This window comes from Actinomadura rubrisoli (assembly GCF_004349215.1).
Taxonomy (GTDB): domain Bacteria; phylum Actinomycetota; class Actinomycetes; order Streptosporangiales; family Streptosporangiaceae; genus Spirillospora; species Spirillospora rubrisoli.
Genome location: NZ_SMKU01000001.1, coordinates 67,218 through 82,111, shown reverse-complemented (window position 1 = coordinate 82,111; position 14,894 = coordinate 67,218). Strand labels below are relative to the sequence as shown.

Sequence of the window (14,894 nt, the reverse complement as noted above, 5' to 3'; positions counted from 1 at the left end):
CGGTCCCGGGTGGTGATCACCAGGGGCCGGGCTTGCCCGGAGTGTGGATCCACACCTTGAAGAACGGGTCGAGATCCTGCCCGGAGATCTTCTCGGCGAGCGCCTCGTACTCCTCGGTGGTGCCGGTGCCGTACTTCTTCTCCGCCAGCCAGGTGCGGGTCAGCCGCATGAACCGCTCGTCGCCGATCCTCTGCCGGAGCGCCTGCAGCATCATGCCGCCGCGGAAGTAGATCGCTCGGTGGAACATCTGGTCCCGGGACGGGTCGGCGACCACGATGTCCCAGAACGCGGGCCGGTCCGGCGGTATGGGCGGCGGGTTGTCGTAGATCTGCTGGAACGAGACCTGGGCGGGCTGGCCGCCGTGCTTCTCGGCCCAGTACTTCTCCGTCCAGAGCGCGTAGCCCTCGTTCAGCCAGACGTCCTTCCAGCGGTGGACGGAGACGCTGTTGCCGAACCACTGGTGGCTGATCTCGTGCACCACGCCCTTCTCGACGGGCTGCTTCTGGTAGGTGGGACGGGTCTGGGTCTCCAGCGCGTTCTCGATGCTGAGCGGCGGGACGGCATTGTTCTCGATGATGGAGCCGGTGCTGGTGAACGGGTAGGCGCCGAAGTAGCCGGCCAGCTCGTCGGTCGCCCGCGTGGTGTTGCGCGGCGTGCTGAGCGAGTCGGGGTCCGACGCCACCTCCGGGTCGACCGCGTCGAGCTGCCGGATGCCCGTGGCGGTGGTCGTCGTGGAGACGTTGAACCGTCCGATCGAGCTGGTCGCCAGGTAGGTCGCCATCGGCCGGTCCTCCCGCCACAGGAAGGTGTCCTTGCCGCGGGCGCTCCACCGCTTGACGAGATGGCCGTTGGCGATCGCCTTGAGCCCCCGCGGCACGGTCGTCTCGATCGTGAACAGCGCCTTGTCGCGCGGGTGGTCGTTGGCCGGGAACCAGGTGGAGGCGGCGTCGGGCTCGGAGACGATCGTGGCGCCGTCCCTGGTGTGCAGGAACCCGTACGGCAGGTCGAACACGACCGGTCCGCCCAGCGTCTCCGGGACGCCGTCGTACTGGACGATCACCGTGAACGGGCTCCGCTTCCGCAGCCCCTTGCGCGGCGTGATCTCCAGTTCGCGCACGCCGGTGCGGGCGAACGAGGCTTCGGCGCCGTTCACGCGCACCGACCGCACGTTCAACTTGTACAGGTCGAGATTGAACCGGGACAGGTTCTGGGTGGCCGTGGCGGTGATGGTGGTCGTGCCGGTGAGCTGGTCGGTGCCGGGGTCGTAGGCGGTCTTCAGGTGGTAGCGCGCGACGTCGTACCCGCCGTTGCCGAGGTCGGGGAAGTAGGGATCGCCGAGCCCGGCCGCGCCGGGCTCGAACCGGACGTCGGCGGCCGCGGCGGGTGTGAGCAGCCCGAACGCCGCGGCGCCCACCACGGCGACCGCCAGGGGAAGCCGGTGCACGGACCTGGGAAACGCCATGAAAAGTCCTCTCCGGTCGAAGGCGGGGGAGCACCCTCGGAACTCTCAACAAGATCATTACCTCGCCCGGCGAGGAATGTCGACCGTCCGGCCCGAAAATGATCAGCGCGCCCAGGGATCGGCATCGCGGACGAGTTGAGTACGCCGCCGGTGCCCGAGTGAGTACTCGCACCCATCCGCCTCATGCGAACCGGCCTCTAGCGTGAAGCACATCGGAAGCGAGCCTCAGTGAGGACCATGATGGGCAGATCGAGCAGGGCGAGGTTGCGGAACTCAACGCTGGGCTCGTGCCTCGCGCTCGTCGCGCTGCTGGCCGGCGGATGCGCGCTGGGCACGGGCAACGACAAGAAGCGCGCCACCGAACTGGCCGAGCGGCTCTATCCGGGACAGCTCAGGCTGATCGGCGCCCGCACGCTGTTCCCGGAGACCAACGGATCGGAGGTCACCTTCGCGGTGCGGGACGACCCCGACGCGGTGGTGCGGCTGCGCATCGACGGCAAGAAGGCCCTCTGCGACCGCAAGCCCTGCGAGGGCGCGCTGACGGAGGCCGTCGCGCGCGGCCGGAAGCAGGCCGCCGAGTTCCGCCTCATGAGATCCGCCTTCGAACGGTGCGGGTATCAGATCATCGGCCTGGGACCCACCGTCGGCGAACCATGGGTCACGGCGGACCTGACCAACGACAACGTCACGGCCGTGCTCGCGGAACTGGGCCGATGCGCCGTCCAGTGGTCGGCGGCCCTCACCGCCAACGGCTCGCCGCCGCAGTCGGACGGCTCCTACGGCCTGCCGGCCGGCACCCGCTCCCTGCGCGTGAAACTCGTCCGGTCAGACGTCGCCCGAGGCCGCCCGTCCGGCGACCCCAAGGCGCCCGCCTTGGCCCGGCTCACGGCCGGCAAGCTCCAGGCGGCACTGTCCAAGCGGACCTACTTCGCCGCGGGCTTCACCATGCGCGACGGCCGGGACGAGCCGGTGACCTCCGGCATCTCGATCTCGCGCCCCTTCGAGGAACGGCAGGCGTTCGGCCGGCGCGTCCGGACGGCCGTCGGCGAGCAACTGCGCGCCACACACCCCCAGGCCACGGTCACCTCTTACAACGGCGTATGGCGCCTGGAGCAGGGCCGGGTCGATCGCTTCACCGGATACGTGCTGTTCTGCGACACCCCCGGGCACGACCGCAACTGCCTCGGCAACGACGCCGTCCGCGTGACCGTCGACGAACAGGGCGTCCCAGTGAGCGAACTCCAATTCGTCCCTAACGTGCGCGAGGGCAACGGCCCCCTCCGCCTGCCACCGAACTAACGATGGCACGGAACGTCCCCGCGACAACGGATCCGCTCGGTGACAGGCGTGCCGAGACGGCCTTGGACAGCACGACCCCGGCGGCCGATGATGGGAGCGGGAGAAGCCGATAAGGAGTGATATCCATGACCGACCTCGCACTCACGATCGGATGCTTCCGGTACGACACGACGCAACCGCTGTTCGACGGAGACATAAGCGTCGGCGGCATCGATGTCACGATGAGAACCGGGGCCACTCTGCCGGAGATCTTCGAGCGGCTGGTCCGCGGGAACGAGTTCGACGTCGCCGAACTCGGGCTCACGTTCTATCTGCGGCTGCTGGAGACCGATCTGCCGTTCGTGGCGCTGCCGGTCTTCCCCAACCGCGTATTCCGGCACTCGTGCATCTTCGTCAACACCCGGAGCGGAATCACCGGACCGGGTGATCTCGCAGGCAAGACCATCGGCGAGTTCGGTACCTACGGCCAGGACTCCGGCGTCTGGGCCAAAGGGATCCTGATGGACGAGTACGGATTCAAACCCGAAGAGAGCCGTTGGGTCATCGGCGGTCTGGAACACCCCGCGGCCCCCTTCGACTTCATCCCCCACCCGCATCCGGCCGACGTCGATGTGACCGTCGCGCCTGAGGGGAAGACACTGAGCTCGATGCTCGACGCGGGCGAGATCGACGCCCTGTTCTCGGCGAACGTCCCGCAGTGCGTACTCGACGGATCCCCGAACGCCGCCCGGCTGTTCCCCGACTTCGAGCCGCTGGAGCGCGACTACCACCGGCGCACCGGAATCTTCCCGATCATGCACGCGATCGTCGTCCGGCGTGATCTCCTCCGGGACCGTCCCGACCTCGCACGCGACCTTTACCGCGCGTTCTGCGAGGCGAAGGACACCGCCGCCGACCGCTACCGCCGCAACCGCAGGCTCTACCAAATCCAGACCATGGTGCCGTGGATGCACGCCCTGGTCGAACGCAACCACGAAGAATTCCCCGAGGACTGGTGGCCCTACGGCATCTCGGCCAATCACGCCACAATTGACGCCTACCTGCGCTATCACTATGAGCAGGGCCTATCGACCAGGCAGTGGAAGATCGAGGATGTCTTCACCCCGGAACTGCTCGACACCTGAGCCTCCGAACCCGCAGACGCTCTGTTCCGGCTCATAGGCGCAAACGACGCGTTCGCTGATCGCGCCTCTCGTGGTCGCGCTAGCTGTACCAATAACTCCCCGCAGGCGGGGTCGACCGCCTGGGGGTCGGTGATCGCAAACTGTGAAGGCCAACACAGTTCATCAACACCGACCCCAGAAGGAGAATGTTGATGCGTGCTAGAACCCTGGCCGGAATGTCCCTGGCCGCCGCCGTAGCAGGGGGACTGGCGGCCGCCCCGGCCCTGGCCGCCCCGGCCCCGGCCCGGGCCGCCACGGTGTGCCAGGCCACGGTCTTCGGAAATGAGGTCGCCGTACCCGGCGACTGGGAGGCCAAAGCCGCCGACGTATGGTCGATCCAATGCCCGCAGGACCGCCATGTGAAGGTGAAGATCGACTACGTGACCGGGCGCACGGTCGTCTCGGAGACCGACATCGCCGCCGGGGAGCAGTGGCAGGCCCTGGACTTCACGCAGTCGCCCGATGGCAGAGGCGTGAACGCCGTCGTCTACGTCTACGAGAACAACGAAGAACTGACCCAGGTCGCCATCAACTGGGACTGACCGTCTTCGCCCGGAGGTAGGTCCCCAGTCCTGGGCCGGTGCTGTTCCGTCCGTGCCGAGGTCGCGCCAACCAGCCCGCATCGGGGGTTCCCGTATGCGGGCTGGTCAGGCGGTCGTCACCGGTGCGATCAATAGGGGTTCTTGGCGGACACGTCACGCGGGCTGATCGTGAAGCCCTGCCAGTGCGAGGGGAGCGGGTCGTGGTCCTCGTCGCGCGGGATGTGGTGGAAGTCGACGCTCACCCAGAGGATCGGATCGGTCAGCGTCTGGCCGTTGACGAACTTGTTCACCTGCTTGGCGCAGCGCGGCTCCTCGTTCTGAGCGGCGAGCTTCTCGCAGGCATTGCGCTGGGTGACATAGAGGTCGGACAGGGTGAACTGCTCGCCGGCCGACGCGGGTCCGCGGAACTGACTGCTGGCGATGTCGCTGATCTGCCACGAGATCGGGTGCCCGTCGGAGTTCTTGACGGTCGGATCCACCACGCGCCAGAAACGGTCGGGGGCGAGCTTGATCGCGGCCTCCCGGGTGAGCGTCTTGCGCAGGATCGTGCGCTTGAGGGCGCCCTGGCCGGAGAAGTCGAACTGTTCGACCTTCTCGCCGCCCTGTCCCTGCAGATCGAAGTCGGCGCGCCAGAACGCGTTGTGGAAGTGGTTCGGAGAGTAGTTGCTGTTCCCCCGTCCGATCGGCCAGCCGTGCTTGGCCGAGGTGCGGTCGGAGGCGAGGGAGCCGGTCGCGCCCAAGCGCGGGGTGATCTGTCCGTCGTCGGTGAACCGGTATTCCAGGATGTAGTCGTACCATCCGACCTCGAAGACGCCGAACAGCACGAGCTCGCTGGACTGCCGCTGCTTGTCCTTCTCGGCGTCGATGTCGGTCTTCTTGTATCCGTAGCCGCGGCCGTGGGTGTTGACGCAGACCAGAGGGCGGCGGTTGTGCTTGCGGATCTCGCCGCCGGGGCAGTCGCGCGGCAGGAGGTTCGCCGCGTAGTCCAGGTCCAGCGGCATGTCCAGGTGGCGCTGAGAGTTGTCGTCGTAGGGCACGTGCACCTGGGTCAGCGCCAGGTCGCGCAGCACCTTGATCTCACCGCTCCCCTTGGGGGTGTAGCGCACGTTGAGCAGGCGCAGGCCCTCGCCGTTGCGGGCCTCCCAGCAGATCTGCCATCGGGCTCCGTTCGGCAACTTCTTGTCGACCTTGTATTGGCCGCTGCAGTCGGCGGCAGGAGCCTTGGCGGTAGTCCCGGCGGCGGACGTGCCCGGTGCGAGCGCCGCCGCACACATCATCGCGGCGCAGGTCACCGCCGAGCCGAAAGCGATCTTGGTCTTGAGACGGCCCCGTAGGCGGTCAGTGGGCTTCATGGTCGGCACTCCCGCCTTACCGGTTCAGGGTGATCACGCGCTGGGTGGACATGTTGATGACGATGCGGCCGGTCTCCATCCAGGTTCCGTTCGGGAGCTTGAGGTTCACCGAGAAGCAGCGCTGGTCACCGCACTTGGCCACCGAGGCCGCGTTGCTCGCGCCGGCCGCCTGCGGGGCCAGGAAGATGTGGCCGCGCGTGTGGATGTCGGCGGCCGAGGACGGTTCGCGGCCGGCGGCGTTCTTGTACGAGGCGCGCAGCGCCGGGCCGAGACGGCCGTCGGCCAGGATCAGCCCGACCGCGTGCCGGAGCTCCTCGACGCTCGCCATCGGCTGCGTTCCCTTGGCCCGCTCCGACTTGACCACCCGGCCGGAGGCTAGGTCCACGTGCCGCACGACCAGTTCATCGGTGCGGTAGTCGTACAGCCGGACGTCCGCCACCCGCGGTCCGCCGTCCGGCCCGTCCAGCCGGTTGGCGCTCACGAACGCGACCTGCGGGCGTCCGGCGGCCGCCTGCCCGCGCGGCTGATCGGCCAGCGCCGCGCGCTGCGCCTCCTGGATCTCCTGGTCGGTGAGCGGATCGAGGCCGGCACCCTGCGGGGCCCGGACGTGCGCGTCGCGATCGGCCTTCACCGGTGAGGACGGATCGGACAGCTGATAGATCGCGAGCACCGTCAGCCCCACGCCGGCCAGCGCTGCCGCGATCCGTGCACCGGGGCCGCGCCACGCGCGTCCCCCCGAAGACGGTCTTCTGCTCATGGTCGTCCCGGCCCCCCTGATGGTCATCTGTGCTTGATCTTTAGACAGCCGAGACCCTCCCGAAGGTTGTCGGAAAAGTCCACTCAAATGTGGCTTGATCCGGCCACACAGGGGACCACTGGCGGGGTTGTGCTGGACGGCGGGAAGCGGTAAACGATCATCGGCGTCAGACGCCTGCGCCCCTTAGGCGGGGCGGCTGATCAGCCGGTCATCTCGGACGGCGCCGGGTGCGGTTCTGCCGTCCGTGGCGGTTACCGGTGACGGCCTGCCTTGCTAGCGTGGTCGCCATGCAGAATGATCTGCCCGACATGCGCGCGTCGCACGAGGATCGCGAGCGGGTCGTGGAGGCGCTGCGGGTCGCCGGCGGGGACGGCAGGCTCAGCGCCGAGGAGCTCGACACGCGGCTGGAGGGGGCGCTTTCCGCCCGGACGCTCGGCGAGCTGGCCGGGCTCACCGCTGACCTGCCGGTCGCGCCCGCGGCCAAAGAGGTGCTCGTGATCGAGCAGGAGGGCGGCAAGTACGCGCAGGAGGGGCGCTGGCTGGTGCCTGCGCGCATCGACCTTCGCACGCAACTGTGCCGCGTCACGCTCGACTTCACCAAGCTCAAGCTCCGCGCCAAGGATGCCGCCGCCCATCCCCGCCTCCACATCGAGCTCGCCGGAACGCTCCTGCACGCGAAGATCATCGAGCAGCGGCGATGACGCCGGCCTCGGCCGAGGCCGCGCTGCTCGATTCCGGCGAGCAGCGCGCAGACGTTGACCTCGGCACCGCGTCACTCGCAGAAGATCTGCACTTTGGACTCGGTGTCGTCGACGTCGACGCTGATCTCGTCGAGCTGGTCGACGAGGTCCTCAAGGTGCTGCGGCTTGAGGTCGGTGAGGTCGACCGGCACCCCCGACTTGCTCAGCTCCGCGTTGACCTTGGCGAGCGCCTGCGGAGGGACGAGGCTCGCGAGCCGGACCCCGGCGCGCAGCAGCTGGAGCGGGACCCGGATGTTGATCCGGCTCGTTCCGTCCTCGCCGTCGTTGGCGTTCACCACCACGCGCAGGTACTTGGGCCGGGCCTTCGGGCTGGACGCGACCGTCGGCGGCAACTCGGGCCGCTGCTGCTCAAGGGCGTCGATCAGCCGCTCCGCCTCGCTCGCGGTGATCTTGCCCTCGGCCAGCATCTGCAGGATCTGGTTGCGCTGCTCGTTCATGGTTGCCGGTTCCCCCTCGCTCATTTCACGCTTACCTGTACGACCGTTCGGCCTTGCTCGATCTGGATGCCGGGCAGTGCCCACAGCGGCGATGGCTGACCGTCACCGGTTGCGGGATCATCGGGACCTCTCCAGCTCGGCCAGCGCCTCCTCGGCGCTGATCTCTCCCCGCCGCAGGCGGTCGACGACGTCGGCGCCGGTCGGCGCCGGGTCGGTGTCGACGAAGTCGAGGTGCTCGGCGATCCGGTTCAGCCTGGACTTGACCGTCGGGTAGCTCACCCCGAAGATCCGCTCCATTTCCTTGATCGAACCGTGTGACCGCACGAACGCGGCGACGAACACCTGGTCGTTGACGCTGAGCTGGGCCAACTGCGGCGGCTCGAACCGGCCCTCGACCACGACGCCGCTGCCGGCCAGGCGGACCCGCTCGACCACGAACGGCCGTCCGTGCGTCAGGTCCGTCAGTTCCTGCCAGTCCACCCTCGACCCCCCTTGCTGTCGGCGACGTGCTTGCCCTTCATGTGTACCTTGACTTTCTCAAGCGGTCAACGCGAGAACATTGATTTTTTTGATTTGATCTTCAAGGATCCGTATCCGCCCAGGTGAGCGCGTCCCCGGGCCGCAGCACCCGGCGATCGTCCGGCCCCGCACGGCACGCCCCACCCGTCCCGTCCCGGCGCGGCAGCGGGTCCGGACGGTCGGAATGGTGCGGTGTTCTGCCCCGGAGAGAGAAAACGCCTAAGCTGGATGATCTATCGATAGCCGGAGGATCAGGGGACCGATGTGACCGACAGCGAACTGAATCTGCAGACCGGAATCCCGCATTCGGCCCGAATTTACGACTACATTCTCGGCGGCAAGGACAACTACCCTGCTGATCGGGCGGCGGCGGCGAGCATCGTCGAGGACTGGCCCAACCTTCCGACGTCCATGCGGGCCAACCGGAAGTTCATGGCCCGGATGGCCCATCATCTCGCCGCCGAACACGGCATCAGGCAGTTTTTGGACATCGGAACCGGACTGCCCACCTCCCCGAACCTGCATGAGGTCGTACAAGCCGTCGCACCCGAATCGCGGGTCGTTTACGTCGACAACGATCCGATCGTGCTCGTCCACGCGCGGGCCCTGCTCACCAGCACCCCCGAGGGCAGGACGGGCTATCTGGACGCCGATTTCCGGGACTCCGACGCGATCCTGGAGTCCGGCCGGTTGCGCGATTACCTGGACCTGGACCGGCCCGTCGCGCTGAGCCTGATCGCGATCCTGCATTTCATCGTCGACGACGCCGAGGTGCGGCGGATCATCAATCGCCTCATGGAACCGCTGGCTCCGGGCAGCATCCTGGCGCTGTCCACGACCACTCTCGACAACAACCCCGAGGTCGTGGCCGCGGGGGTGGCCGCCTACAACGCCCACGGCATCCCGACCGTCGCCCGCACCAAATCAGAAGTGGAGACCTTCTTCAACGGACTGGAGATCCTCGACCCGGGCGTCGTGCCCGTCCACCATTGGCACCCCGACCAGGAGGCGGCCGCGCTCGACGACGCCCAGGTCACCATTCACGGCGGCATCGCCGTCAAGAACTGACGGCCCGAGGCGTCGCGTGCGGCCGGCTGCCTCGCATGGCGGCGTCACGTCCCCGGTACGGCATTGGAATCGGGCGCGCCTTCGGAAGCGGCACCCTCCACAGGCACCCAGCCTCGCCGCAGTGCGATGAGGGCGGCTTCGGTACGGCTGTGCACGCCCAGTTTGCGGAAGATGGAGTAGACGTAGTTCTTCACGGTCTTCTCGGAAATGCCCATTCTTTTGGCGATGTAGCGGTTGGAGTGGCCTTGCCCGATGGACCAGATGACGCGTTGCTCCTGCGCTGTGAGCTGGTAGTCGGTGTCGTCCGCCGGCGGCCGTGCCTCTGAGTCCGGATACCGGGCGTTGGGCGACGCCCCGGCCGGGCTCGGTTCCGCGAGCATCCGGTGCCGGGTCTGCTCAAGGAGGCGCAATGTTTCCGCCTGGAAACGCAGCGCCTTGCGCGCGAAGGCGATGGCCTCCTCCAGATAGGTGAGCTCCGGCCTGGCGGCGGCATCGCAACGGTCGATGTACGGCGCGGGATCGCGCGCGTCCCCGGCGCACCCGCCGTCCCGGGCATGGCTGGCCATATGACCGCTACTCCGTCCGCATTAAAATGATCATGACTTTTCGCGCGCCCCCGTCCCGCCGGCGTTGCGGGCCGTCTCCATGACTTCGTGAAAGGCCGTGTCCATGGATCGCATGAAGGAGTCGGTGTCGGTGACGGCGGCGGAGTCCAGGGTGAAGGCGATCGAGCACTTGTCCCGGTGGACGAGGAGCAGGGCCATCACGGCGCAGCCCGGCACGGGCCCGAAGCAGTACGCGTCGGTGACCGCCGCTCCGGCCATGTAGGACGGACGGTAGATGCCTGCCACCTGGCTGGCCTGGAGGTCGTAGCTGTTGCCCAACCGGGCCACCAGGTCGGTCACCACCGGCGTCGGCAGGCGGTTCAGCGCGTTCAGGAGCACGTCCAGGCCGCCCGGTGCGAATGCCGCGCTCGCCGCGGCGATGCTGTCGCGCACGGCGACCATGCGGGCCCGGGGGTCGGGCTCTGCCATCGGACCGGTGAAGCGGATCCCTCCGAAACGGTTGCCGGTCCGGGGGCTGTCGGCCCGGCGCAGGCTGATCGGCATCGCGATGGACAGGGAGTCCATCACCGCACCGTGCCTTTCGTGGTAGTGCCGGAAACCGCCGAGCAGGGCGGCGATGAAGGCATCGTTGACCGAGCACTGCGCCAGTCTGGCCGCCGCTCTCATCGGGTCCAGCGGCATGCTCAGCACCGCCGGCCGCCGCGCGGTCCCACGGTTCTCCAGCAGCGCGGACGGCTCGCCGACCCGGCGCGGCATCAGCTCGCCGATCGTCCGCACCGCCCGGATCGTCTCCATCACCGTTCGCCGGGGACGCCTGGCGGCCCGCCAGACCTCGCGGGCGGGACGCACGAGCGCGGCCGGGCCGGGCAGCGGGGCACCGGGGAGACCGATCGGCCGGAGCAGCCCGGCCGGTGGGCGCGGCGGCATCGGCGGTGGCTGGGGCCTGTCCGGATCCGGTTCGGCGGTGCGGCCGAGCACCCTGGTCAGCCAGAAACCCAGAGTCGGGCCATCGCTGACGCAGTGGTGCACCTTGAGGATCCAGGCGGCGCCCGGGGCGCCGTCTTCCCACCGGACGTCCTCCACGAGCACGCTGTCCCAGGGGGGACGGCCTTCGTCGAAGGGCGTGGCGGTGACCATCTGGACCAGGTCGAGGAGCTGCCGGCGACCGCCGGGCCCGGGCAGCCGCGTCCGCCACAGGTGCCGGCCGAGGTCGAACCCCGGATCGGTCTCCCACCTCCCGAGCCCCGAGGGGAGCAGCGGCGCCACGGCCCGCTGCCGCAGCCGGGGGAGCATGCGCGTGACCCAGTCATGGGTGGCGGCCCAGCACTCCCAGTCCGGTGTCCGGTCGAGCAGGATCAGGCAGACCAACGGCGAGTGCAGCCGCGGATCGGCCCGGCATCTCCACATCAGCGTGTCCAGTGTGTTCATGCGCTGCGGGAGGCGCCAGGCGCCCACGCCGAAGGCCCGCGAAGGTCGCATTCACTCCTCCCCGGACTCCGCGGCCATGGCCGGTGCCGGCTCCCCGGCGGCCGGGTCCGCCTCGTCCGGTGCCGGGATCTCCTGCCACCTGCTGAGGGTGTCGATGTACAGCCGGCGCACCTCCTCCACCTTCCGTCCGAAGTCGCGGACCTTCCACGAGCCGACGTCGATGGGGTCGTGGACGACGACCTCGACCACTCCCGGCCGTATCGTCTTGGCATTGCGCCACATGAGCTGACCGCTGTTGCGGATGACGATCGGGACCACCGGCACCCCCGCCCGCTTCGCGACCAGGAAGGCGCCCTTCTTGAACGGGCCCGGCGACGGGGTGAGGGAGCGGCTGCCCTCGGGGGCGATGGCGAGCGACAGCCCGGCGGCGAGCCGCCGCACCGCCGAGTCGATCACCTCGGGGGTGCGGGCGGCCGAACCGCGGTCGACGAACACCATCTCCAGGAACTCCGCGGCCTGGGCGAGCACGGGGAAGCGCCGGGCCTCCTTCTTGGCGAACCCGGTGTATCCGCGCTCCAGGAGTCGGCTGACGATCGGCGCGTCCAGGGGGCTCTGGTGGTTGACCAGGAACACCGCCGGGCGATGGAGCCACAGGTTCTCCTCGCCCGTCACCCGCAGCCGCACGCCGGCGAGGCCGAGGCACAGGTCGCTGCCGAACCGGAGACCGAGCTCCGCGGCGCGTCTGCGGTCGGCGCCGACCAGCACCGTCCCCAGGCCGGTGCCCACGCCGGTGAGCATGCCGCCGCCGGCCGCGACGGACCGGGCGAAGGTGATCGGGCTGGGGACCGGGCGACCGTCCATGTGCAGCACATGCCAGCCGTGCTCGGCGGCGGCACGGGACAGCTCCTTGCCGGGATTGACGACGCAGGACCTGCCCGCCGTCTCCAGGAAGGGGATGTCGTCGAGGGAGTCGGCGTAGGCGTGGCTGAGCGTGAGCTCGATGCCGTGCTCGGCGGCGAAGGCGTCCACCGCCTGCGCCTTCACCGGCCCGCGCAGCGGCGGCCCGCCGAGGCGTCCGGTCAGCCTGCCGTCGAGGGTCTCCAGCGGGCTGCAGAGGACGTGCTCGATGCCGAGGTGGTCCGCCAGCGGGGCCACCTGGTAGCGGGTCGCCGCGGACAGCAGGACGACGGAATGCCCCATCCGCTGGTGGGCTTGGACGAGCGTCCACGCGTCCTTGCGGAGCTTGCCGGCGAGCCCTTCCCAGAGCACCCGTCGCCCGAACTGGAGCAGCTCGGTCTCGGTACGCCCTGACAGAAGCGCGAGAGCGAACTCGTAGACCGCTCGCAGGTCCCGGTCGCAGGTCTCCTTCCCTATGCCCGCCCTGGCCAGCCGGTAGGCGCCGAGGGGGCTGGTCCCCAGAACGCCGCGCACCAGGTCGCGCGGCATGAGCTCCCGGTGACGCAGTCGGTTGAGGACGAACTCGTTGACCGAGAAGCCGTCGATGAGGGTTCCGTCGAAGTCGAGGAACGCTCCAATCTGCGGGCCCGCTGGGCCGTGCAGGATCTCTTCGGCGTAGTCCTCGGCGGTGCTCATGGGTTCTCCTTCGGTAGGGAGGGGGAGGACGCGGCGTCATGGGCCGCGATGCGGCGGAGCCTGCCAAGGAGGCCCGCCACCTCCTCCTCGAAGCGGCGCCGGGCGTCGGTCTGATGGGCACCGGCGGCCAGCAGGCCCTCTGCCGTCGCGGCGGCCGCGGCCGCCCGGAGCAGTTCTTTGGACACCGACTCCGGCCACTGGGCCGTGTGCGAGGCGTCGGCGTCGATCCGCAGCAGTCCTTCGCGCTCGGCGGGACGGTCGGTCGGAAGCATCGTGAGCCGGACGGCGACCGTGTGGGTCGCCTCGACGGCGGCGCCGAGTAACCGGTGCGCGAGCAGGAATGGCTGCTCGGCCAGCGCGTGCTCCGCGTCGCCCTGCGTCGCCGCCGTCAGTTCCGCCGTTTCCCGCCATACCTGATCGGCGAATCGAGGCCAGGGCGGCAGGACGAAGGCATGGCCGAGCAGGCCGTGCAGCCGGCGGGCGGCGGCGAGGACCCGGTCCTCGGGCTGCGGCAGGGCACCCGCCGCCATCATGAGCGACAGCTCGGCCACGGCGCGCGGGACGAACCAGTGCCCGCCCGATTGCAGGTAGTACGAGGCGAGGTGCCGCTGGTGCCGGCCGATCTGGTAACACGGCTCACCGCCGCGGCGGACCGAGGAGACGATCCCCGCCCTGACCATGCGGTCGAGCGACTTCCGCAGGCGTGGGCCGCCCTTGAGCCGGTCCGTACCGATCGCGGGGATTCCCCTGCGCTCCATGAAGCCGAGGAGCGGGACGAGCGCGCGCGCGATGGCGGGGACGCCGTGCGGGCGCCCTTCTCCGGCCGCCAGCACGAGGGCGATCAGCGACTCGGCGGTGACCGGCGTCGCGACGTGCAGTTGCTCGGTCAGCCGCTCGGCCACGGCCCGCGCCGTCTTCCTGTGGCTGCGGTCGCCAGGCCGGGCGTCCTTTCCGGCGCCCGGACGGGCATCCGCCCGCTGGATGGGGAAGGGCGTCCCGAAGCCGAGGTAGGCGGTCCTGCCGACACGCCGGTTCGTCCGCAGATAGCGCACCAGGCTCCGCAGGTTCTCGGCGGGCTTGCCCGCCCCGCCGTCCTCGGCCACCAGCCATGCGGCCTCGGGCAGGAGGTCGTAGGTGATCGAGACCGGCACGATGTGGACATCGCCCCGCCCGGTTTCGTCCAGGGCCTTCAGCAGCTCGCAGACCAGGCCGATGCGCGGCGTGCGGAGCCGCCCGGTGCGAGAGCGCCCGCCCTCGACGTACCACTCCAGGTGCACACCCCGCTCCAGAAGACGGGCGAGGTAGGCGCGCACCGCGAAACGGTAGAGCCGATCGGAGCCGAAGGACCGGCGAATGAAGATCACACCGCAGTGCCGGGCCAGCCAGGAGAACGGCCAGAAGGACAAATTGTCTCCGGCGAACCGGAACGTGGCGGGGAGTTCCAGCTTCCGCAGGGCCCGCGAGAGCAGGTGGGAATCCGCGTACGAACGGTGCGCCGGAAGGAAGATAAGCGATTCGCCGCCATTGATCTCCCGCAATGCGGACAGTTCCCGCTTTGTGATCACCGCGGGGACCGGAGCCGCATAGACGAGCCTTTCGAGCGGCGTCAGCAGCCGGCGGGCCCAGGTGCGCTGATCAGTGACGAGACCGTCCAGTCGGGTACAGATCCGCTTCTCCACCGTCGGCGGCGGCAGATGCATTCGAGCGGCCAGGTCGTTGATCCGGCGGCGGTTATCGGGATCTTCGAGAAGGGCGACGGTCTCATGGCGATCGCGGTAATGGTTCATGGTCCTCTGGGCCTGCTACGGGGGTGGTACTCGCTCGTCATCGGGGGAAAATTCGACCTTCCCTCGTCAGATTAGTTGGCAGTTGCGTCAAATGCAATAGGACTTTGTTCCCTGAAGTTTTCCAGATCAATATTTGCGGATCTGGGGTACATGGTTTGGG

14 protein-coding genes are annotated in these 14,894 nt (G+C 69.0%); 5 read left to right on the top strand and 9 right to left on the bottom strand.

Translation table 11 applies throughout. The annotated features are described in order from the left end of the window. Positions 1–16: 16 nt before the first annotated feature. On the bottom strand, positions 17–1,462 hold the full coding sequence (locus tag E1298_RS00370; protein ID WP_131888675.1) for a M1 family metallopeptidase: 1,446 nt from the start codon (positions 1,460–1,462) through the stop codon (positions 17–19). Between the two features lie 264 nt (positions 1,463–1,726). Between E1298_RS00370 and E1298_RS00365 the strand changes: the two genes are divergently transcribed. The 3 genes from E1298_RS00365 to E1298_RS00355 all read left to right on the top strand — a co-directional run bounded on the left by E1298_RS00365 (position 1,727) and on the right by E1298_RS00355 (position 4,466). Further along, positions 1,727–2,761: an SCO7460 family lipoprotein gene (locus tag E1298_RS00365; protein ID WP_207944366.1), complete on the top strand. Its 1,035-nt coding sequence runs from the start codon at positions 1,727–1,729 to the stop codon at positions 2,759–2,761. Between the two features lie 125 nt (positions 2,762–2,886). Further along, the gene (locus tag E1298_RS00360) at positions 2,887–3,885 is read left to right on the top strand and encodes an ABC transporter substrate-binding protein (protein WP_131888674.1); all 999 of its coding nucleotides are present in this window, start codon (positions 2,887–2,889) and stop codon (positions 3,883–3,885) included. Positions 3,886–4,076: 191 nt separating this feature from the next. Beyond that, positions 4,077–4,466, top strand: coding sequence for a hypothetical protein (locus E1298_RS00355; protein ID WP_131888673.1), 390 nt, complete (start codon positions 4,077–4,079; stop codon positions 4,464–4,466). Between the two features lie 128 nt (positions 4,467–4,594). Here the strand turns inward: E1298_RS00355 and E1298_RS00350 are convergent, their stop codons facing one another. Both E1298_RS00350 and E1298_RS47595 read right to left on the bottom strand, forming a co-directional pair. Then, positions 4,595–5,818: a copper amine oxidase gene (locus E1298_RS00350; RefSeq protein WP_131888672.1), complete on the bottom strand. Its 1,224-nt coding sequence runs from the start codon at positions 5,816–5,818 to the stop codon at positions 4,595–4,597. A gap of 16 nt (positions 5,819–5,834) precedes the next feature. Then, entirely contained in the window at positions 5,835–6,602 is a 768-nt protein-coding gene (locus E1298_RS47595) for a hypothetical protein (RefSeq protein ID WP_165975213.1), read from the bottom strand. A 260-nt stretch (positions 6,603–6,862) separates the two neighbouring features. Here E1298_RS47595 and E1298_RS00335 point away from each other — a divergent pair, with 260 nt between their 5' ends. Continuing rightward, positions 6,863–7,276, top strand: a complete 414-nt coding sequence (locus tag E1298_RS00335) for a DUF1707 SHOCT-like domain-containing protein (RefSeq protein ID WP_207944365.1) — start codon at positions 6,863–6,865, stop codon at positions 7,274–7,276. Between the two features lie 71 nt (positions 7,277–7,347). Here E1298_RS00335 and E1298_RS00330 read toward each other — a convergent pair whose 3' ends face one another. Together E1298_RS00330 and E1298_RS00325 are read right to left on the bottom strand one after the other, a co-directional pair. Next, on the bottom strand, positions 7,348–7,773 hold the full coding sequence (locus E1298_RS00330; RefSeq protein WP_131888669.1) for an SHOCT-like domain-containing protein: 426 nt from the start codon (positions 7,771–7,773) through the stop codon (positions 7,348–7,350). Between the two features lie 117 nt (positions 7,774–7,890). Next, positions 7,891–8,253, bottom strand: coding sequence for a DUF2089 domain-containing protein (locus E1298_RS00325; protein ID WP_131888668.1), 363 nt, complete (start codon positions 8,251–8,253; stop codon positions 7,891–7,893). Positions 8,254–8,556: 303 nt separating this feature from the next. Between E1298_RS00325 and E1298_RS00320 the strand changes: the two genes are divergently transcribed. Then, positions 8,557–9,360, top strand: a complete 804-nt coding sequence (locus E1298_RS00320) for an SAM-dependent methyltransferase (RefSeq protein WP_207944364.1) — start codon at positions 8,557–8,559, stop codon at positions 9,358–9,360. 44 nt (positions 9,361–9,404) lie between these two features. Here E1298_RS00320 and E1298_RS00315 read toward each other — a convergent pair whose 3' ends face one another. The 4 genes from E1298_RS00315 to E1298_RS00300 are packed head-to-tail and all read right to left on the bottom strand — an operon-like array spanning position 9,405 to position 14,734. Beyond that, on the bottom strand, positions 9,405–9,926 hold the full coding sequence (locus E1298_RS00315) for a helix-turn-helix transcriptional regulator (protein WP_131888667.1): 522 nt from the start codon (positions 9,924–9,926) through the stop codon (positions 9,405–9,407). Positions 9,927–9,956: 30 nt separating this feature from the next. Further along, complete coding sequence (locus E1298_RS00310) at positions 9,957–11,405, bottom strand: wax ester/triacylglycerol synthase domain-containing protein (protein ID WP_131888666.1); 1,449 nt, start codon at positions 11,403–11,405, stop codon at positions 9,957–9,959. Beyond that, complete coding sequence (locus E1298_RS00305) at positions 11,406–12,947, bottom strand: HAD-IB family hydrolase (RefSeq protein WP_131888665.1); 1,542 nt, start codon at positions 12,945–12,947, stop codon at positions 11,406–11,408. Next, positions 12,944–14,734: a 1-acyl-sn-glycerol-3-phosphate acyltransferase gene (locus tag E1298_RS00300; RefSeq protein ID WP_131888664.1), complete on the bottom strand. Its 1,791-nt coding sequence runs from the start codon at positions 14,732–14,734 to the stop codon at positions 12,944–12,946. Before E1298_RS00300 ends, E1298_RS00305 begins: the two co-directional genes overlap by 4 nt. Positions 14,735–14,894: the final 160 nt, after the last annotated feature.

Excerpts from the sequence above, each read along its gene's own strand:
- E1298_RS00370 (WP_131888675.1), bottom strand. The coding sequence starts at position 1,462 with ATGGCGTTTCCCAGGTCCGTGCACCGGCTTCCCCTGGCGGTCGCCGTG.
- E1298_RS00360 (WP_131888674.1), top strand. The coding sequence starts at position 2,887 with ATGACCGACCTCGCACTCACGATCGGATGCTTCCGGTACGACACGACG.
- E1298_RS00355 (WP_131888673.1), top strand. The coding sequence starts at position 4,077 with ATGCGTGCTAGAACCCTGGCCGGAATGTCCCTGGCCGCCGCCGTAGCA.
- E1298_RS00350 (WP_131888672.1), bottom strand. The coding sequence starts at position 5,818 with ATGAAGCCCACTGACCGCCTACGGGGCCGTCTCAAGACCAAGATCGCT.
- E1298_RS47595 (WP_165975213.1), bottom strand. The coding sequence starts at position 6,602 with ATGACCATCAGGGGGGCCGGGACGACCATGAGCAGAAGACCGTCTTCG.
- E1298_RS00335 (WP_207944365.1), top strand. The coding sequence starts at position 6,863 with ATGCAGAATGATCTGCCCGACATGCGCGCGTCGCACGAGGATCGCGAG.
- E1298_RS00330 (WP_131888669.1), bottom strand. The coding sequence starts at position 7,773 with ATGAACGAGCAGCGCAACCAGATCCTGCAGATGCTGGCCGAGGGCAAG.
- E1298_RS00315 (WP_131888667.1), bottom strand. The coding sequence starts at position 9,926 with ATGGCCAGCCATGCCCGGGACGGCGGGTGCGCCGGGGACGCGCGCGAT.
- E1298_RS00310 (WP_131888666.1), bottom strand. The coding sequence starts at position 11,405 with ATGCGACCTTCGCGGGCCTTCGGCGTGGGCGCCTGGCGCCTCCCGCAG.
- E1298_RS00305 (WP_131888665.1), bottom strand. The coding sequence starts at position 12,947 with ATGAGCACCGCCGAGGACTACGCCGAAGAGATCCTGCACGGCCCAGCG.
- E1298_RS00300 (WP_131888664.1), bottom strand. The coding sequence starts at position 14,734 with ATGAACCATTACCGCGATCGCCATGAGACCGTCGCCCTTCTCGAAGAT.